This is a genomic window from Pseudomonas sp. MD195_PC81_125 (genome assembly GCF_014060985.1).
In the GTDB taxonomy this organism is placed as follows: domain Bacteria; phylum Pseudomonadota; class Gammaproteobacteria; order Pseudomonadales; family Pseudomonadaceae; genus Aquipseudomonas; species Aquipseudomonas parakoreensis.
Window position 1 is genome coordinate 1 of sequence record NZ_JABULD010000856.1, and the last position, 3,934, is coordinate 3,934.

Consider the following 3,934-nt stretch of genomic DNA (forward strand, 5'->3'; position numbering starts at 1 on the left):
GGCTTATTTTCAGGTCAAAACTGACCGACCATTCCCGATTGGTAATGTCCGGGCACATTGCAGGCAAACTGAAGGCCTGTGCTGTTGTTGAAGGTCCAGATCAGCTCTTGGGTTGCGCCAGGCTCAATCAGGACGCTGTTCGGGTCGTTGTGCTCCATTCCGACCATCTTCATTCCACCCATGCTGTGGCTCATACCGCTCATCGTTTTTCCGGTACCGGTGGGGTTAAGCGTCCCGTTCTGGAACATGCTTGCCATTTCTTTTTGGTGTGCTGCATGAGCAGAGGCTTTGCCGATGTTGAACTCGTGCAGCAGCGAACCATCATTGCGAAGGACAAATCGAATGGTTTCACCAGGCTTAACGTCGATGCTTTCAGGTTTGAAGAAAATATCGCCCATCTCGACCTCCACCGTACGAGTAACCTGAGAGGCGACTCCAGGCTGGCCGATGTCCTCTTTCCCATGCCCTGCGCTGGCCATAGCCGTAGCACCGAAGAGGAGAGTGATTGCTGCGATGACAGGGGTAACGAGCTTAGCTTTCATAGTGACCTCGAGAGTAAGAGGAGTGGGAGCACTGGCTATGCTAAAGACATGGAGCTGCCAGTTAACTGACCTGAACACTACATTTCTGTCAGTTTTCAAAAAAGCACGGCGTCCAAATGACGCCGTATTTAACGTTACTGTTCAAAAAGCCCATTGGAAGCCGGTTTTCACTGATGATTCTCTGAAAGCATCAATTTGTGCTCGCGCTGCATTTGGTTCAAAACGTCATCGACGATTTTGTCGTGCTTTTCCATCCAGGCGAGGTGCTGCTGAGGAGACATTGAGGCGTCTGGATGATCTTTATGGAGTTGGCTCATGAGCTCTCCCAGCATCTTCATATGCTCAGTCATGTGGACATGACGCTGACCTTCAGGAGCGTTTTCAGCTTGTATCAGGACAGCTTCTGCCTTGTTGCGCAGACCCTCCATACGCTCTATAACCCGGTCTCCGCCACTTTCAGCCCATACAGAAGCTGAGACGAGTATTGAGCTCACAAAAAACAGAATTTTCAGGCGATTCATGGGGCAACTCCTTATGGAATTGTTTTCCGGCTCCTAAACGTTTCATGCTGAAGAGTCGGTCGAGCACTAGGAAGTACTCATGCTTGAACCCTAGACAGCGCTCGCTGACATCTACCTGAAGCCAATATTACTTTTCTGTCAGTTGCTGGTTGGCTGCCGGTTTTCGTTGCAGACTCCGCTTCATCACTATCAGAGAACGACCTCATGAGACTTCTTGTCGCTGAAGACGAACCAAAAATAGGTATCTATTTGCAGCAAGGACTCACCGAGGCGGGGTTCAATGTTGATCGTTTTACTAATGGAAAAGAGGCGCTTCAGCACGCTTTGAGCGAAGCGTATGACCTGTTGATTCTCGACGTCATGATGCCTGGATTGGATGGCTGGGAAGTTCTGCAGAAGGTTCGCGCTTCCGGGAAAGACGTCCCCGTACTCTTTCTCACAGCGAGAGACCGCGTTGAAGATCGAGTTAAAGGACTTGAACTCGGCGCAGATGACTACCTGATCAAACCCTTCGCATTTTCTGAATTGCTTGCTCGAGTCAGAACGTTGCTGCGTCGCGGTAACAGCGCGCCTTCGCAAACCTACATGAAATTGGCTGATCTGGAGGTGGACCTACTCAAGCGTCGGGCCATTCGTGCAGGTAAGCGCATCGACCTTACGGCCAAAGAGTTTGCGTTGCTTGAGCTGTTGCTGCGACGTCGTGGGGAGGTGCTGCCAAAGTCACTTATCGCTTCCCAGGTTTGGGATATGAACTTCGATAGCGACACCAACGTTATCGAGGTTGCGGTTAGACGGTTGAGGGCCAAGATAGATGACGACTTTGAGGTCAAGTTGATTCATACCTCGAGGGGAATGGGTTACATGCTAGACGCGCCTGATTCGGAGTCGGAATGAATCGGATGTCCCTGACAACTCGCATGAGTCTGATGTTCATGCTCGCGGTAACGGCCGTGCTTACGGTCGCCGGACTTAGTTTCAACAACCTCAGTCGGCATCACTTTAAGATGCTGGATCAGCAGGCATTGAACGAAAAGCTCCACTCGACCCAGAGAATTTTGTCCGGGTTGAACACCATCGATCAATTCAGCGAATTTAAGCCTGAGCTGGAAGCGCTGCTGGGTGCTCACCGGGATTTGACGGCCCTAATAATCGATGGTGAAGGCAAGCTGCTGTTCGCAGATCCCGGTCCGGTAGATATTCCGAAGGAGTTCCGCACAACCACAAACAACAACGTCTGGGAGTGGCGGGAGCAAGAGCAGATGTTCCGTGGCGTGACAGCACAAGCCGTTGTGACGGGGCAAGACAAGCCGTTGACAGTCATTTTGATCTTTGACGTTACTCAGCATATGTCCTTTTTCGAGACGCTTGAGCGCTGGTTTTGGATAGGGCTGGTAATTAGCGCGCTGGTCAGTGCGGCGCTTGGCTGGATGGTAGCAAGCAGTGGCATGCGGCCTATTCGCCAGGTCACGCGGGTCGCCGCCTCTATGTCAGCAAAATCACTAAAAGAGCGCATCCCTTTAGCGCCTGTTCCTAAAGAACTTCAGCAAATGGTGCTGTCCTTTAACGCAATGCTGTCCAGACTCGACGATGCATTTGTCCGGTTATCGAATTTTTCCGCAGACATTGCCCACGAACTACGGACTCCTGTAAGCAACTTGATGACCCACACCGAAGTCGTGCTTTCAAGAAAAAGGAATATAGAAGAATACGAAGACAACCTGTACTCAAATCTTGATGACTTGAAGCGTATGAGTCGGATGATTGATGACATGCTATTTCTGGCGAAGTCAGACAATGGTCTGATCACCCACGAGAACAAACCAATAGATTTGGTGGAAGTCGTGGAGAAACTGCTTGAATACTACCGTCTTTTGGCAGATGAGCGAGGGATAGAACTGAAGGTTTCAGGAAGGGGCAGCGTCCGAGGCGATGTCCTTATGCTCCACAGAGCTATATCTAACCTGCTCTCTAATGCGCTTCGCTACACCTCGGAAGGGAAGATGATCAGTGTCGAAATCCTCCAGAAGGAGATGTCGGTATTGGTCGTCGTGGAGAACCAGGGTGAACCCATTGCCCCCGAACATCTTGAAAAGCTCTTCGATCGTTTTTATCGCGTGGACCCAGCGCGCAGGGAAGGAAGCCCAAGCAACGCAGGGCTAGGTTTGTCGATTACCCGATCAATTATTGAGGCGCATGATGGCAAAATCTGGTGTACGTCATGTGACGGTAAAACGGCCTTTCATCTCGAGTTTCCTAGTGTTGACTTGCAGGTCAGCTGAGCAATGCCGCATTTGTGATCAACGGCGTTAGCGCGACTTGGGCCTGCATCCAGTTTCGTAATTTTTTGAATGAGTGAATACCCCAGTATTTGCGGCGTGCGGTCTCGTTTCTAAGACTTGCGACCTTCGCCAATTCGATCCCAAACAGCGTGTCAAGCTGACTGAAATGTAATCGAACAGTTTGCGTTCGTGTGGCATCGTGTTCTTGCACTGTGACGTTGGGGCTTAGCGAGATTTTCGTGTTCAACCTGCACTAGAGATGGAAGCTCCGAGTTAACCATCAGTGGTTTTAAATTGAAAATTACAAACTAGTTCTTCCCAAACAAACCTCAAATCAACAGCTCTTGCTGTGAGGAGTCTTGCATGTCATTCCTTAAAACTACGACCGTAGCTGTTGCACTTACTGCTGGTTTGCTTCTGAGTGCCGTAGCTCAAGCACATCCAAAGCTCCTTTCTTCCACTCCGGCGGAAGGCTCGGATGCGGCGGCCCCTTCGAAAATTGAACTGCACTTTTCCGAGAATCTCACCACTCAGTTTTCCGGTGCAAAACTGATCATGACTGATATGCCTGGCATGCCGAACTCTCCAATGG

At 50.4% G+C, this 3,934-nt stretch carries 5 protein-coding genes; 3 read left to right on the forward strand and 2 right to left on the reverse strand.

Annotation, left to right across the window (positions count from 1 at the left end; translation table 11 throughout):
• Window positions 1-14: 14 nt before the first annotated feature.
• Together HT737_RS29775 and HT737_RS29780 are read right to left on the reverse strand one after the other, a co-directional pair.
• The gene (locus HT737_RS29775) at window positions 15-542 is read right to left on the reverse strand and encodes a plastocyanin/azurin family copper-binding protein (protein WP_182404609.1); all 528 of its coding nucleotides are present in this window, start codon (window positions 540-542) and stop codon (window positions 15-17) included.
• Window positions 543-709: 167 nt separating this feature from the next.
• On the reverse strand, window positions 710-1,063 hold the full coding sequence (locus HT737_RS29780) for a co-regulatory protein PtrA N-terminal domain-containing protein (RefSeq protein WP_042556871.1): 354 nt from the start codon (window positions 1,061-1,063) through the stop codon (window positions 710-712).
• Between the two features lie 204 nt (window positions 1,064-1,267).
• Here HT737_RS29780 and HT737_RS29785 point away from each other — a divergent pair, with 204 nt between their 5' ends.
• From HT737_RS29785 to HT737_RS29795, 3 genes are all read left to right on the forward strand, one after another.
• Window positions 1,268-1,957 carry a heavy metal response regulator transcription factor gene (locus HT737_RS29785; RefSeq protein ID WP_042556870.1) on the forward strand — a complete coding sequence of 230 codons (690 nt, stop codon included), beginning with the start codon at window positions 1,268-1,270 and terminating at the stop codon, window positions 1,955-1,957.
• The gene (locus tag HT737_RS29790; protein ID WP_182404610.1) at window positions 1,954-3,342 is read left to right on the forward strand and encodes a heavy metal sensor histidine kinase; all 1,389 of its coding nucleotides are present in this window, start codon (window positions 1,954-1,956) and stop codon (window positions 3,340-3,342) included. Before HT737_RS29785 ends, HT737_RS29790 begins: the two co-directional genes overlap by 4 nt.
• Before the next feature lie 363 nt (window positions 3,343-3,705).
• Window positions 3,706-3,934: copper resistance protein CopC (locus tag HT737_RS29795; protein ID WP_182404611.1), on the forward strand; the 229-nt coding region annotated here is incomplete at its 3' end.

Excerpts from the sequence above, each read along its gene's own strand:
- HT737_RS29790 (WP_182404610.1), top strand. The coding sequence starts at position 1,954 with ATGAATCGGATGTCCCTGACAACTCGCATGAGTCTGATGTTCATGCTC.
- HT737_RS29785 (WP_042556870.1), top strand. The coding sequence starts at position 1,268 with ATGAGACTTCTTGTCGCTGAAGACGAACCAAAAATAGGTATCTATTTG.
- HT737_RS29780 (WP_042556871.1), bottom strand. The coding sequence starts at position 1,063 with ATGAATCGCCTGAAAATTCTGTTTTTTGTGAGCTCAATACTCGTCTCA.
- HT737_RS29775 (WP_182404609.1), bottom strand. The coding sequence starts at position 542 with ATGAAAGCTAAGCTCGTTACCCCTGTCATCGCAGCAATCACTCTCCTC.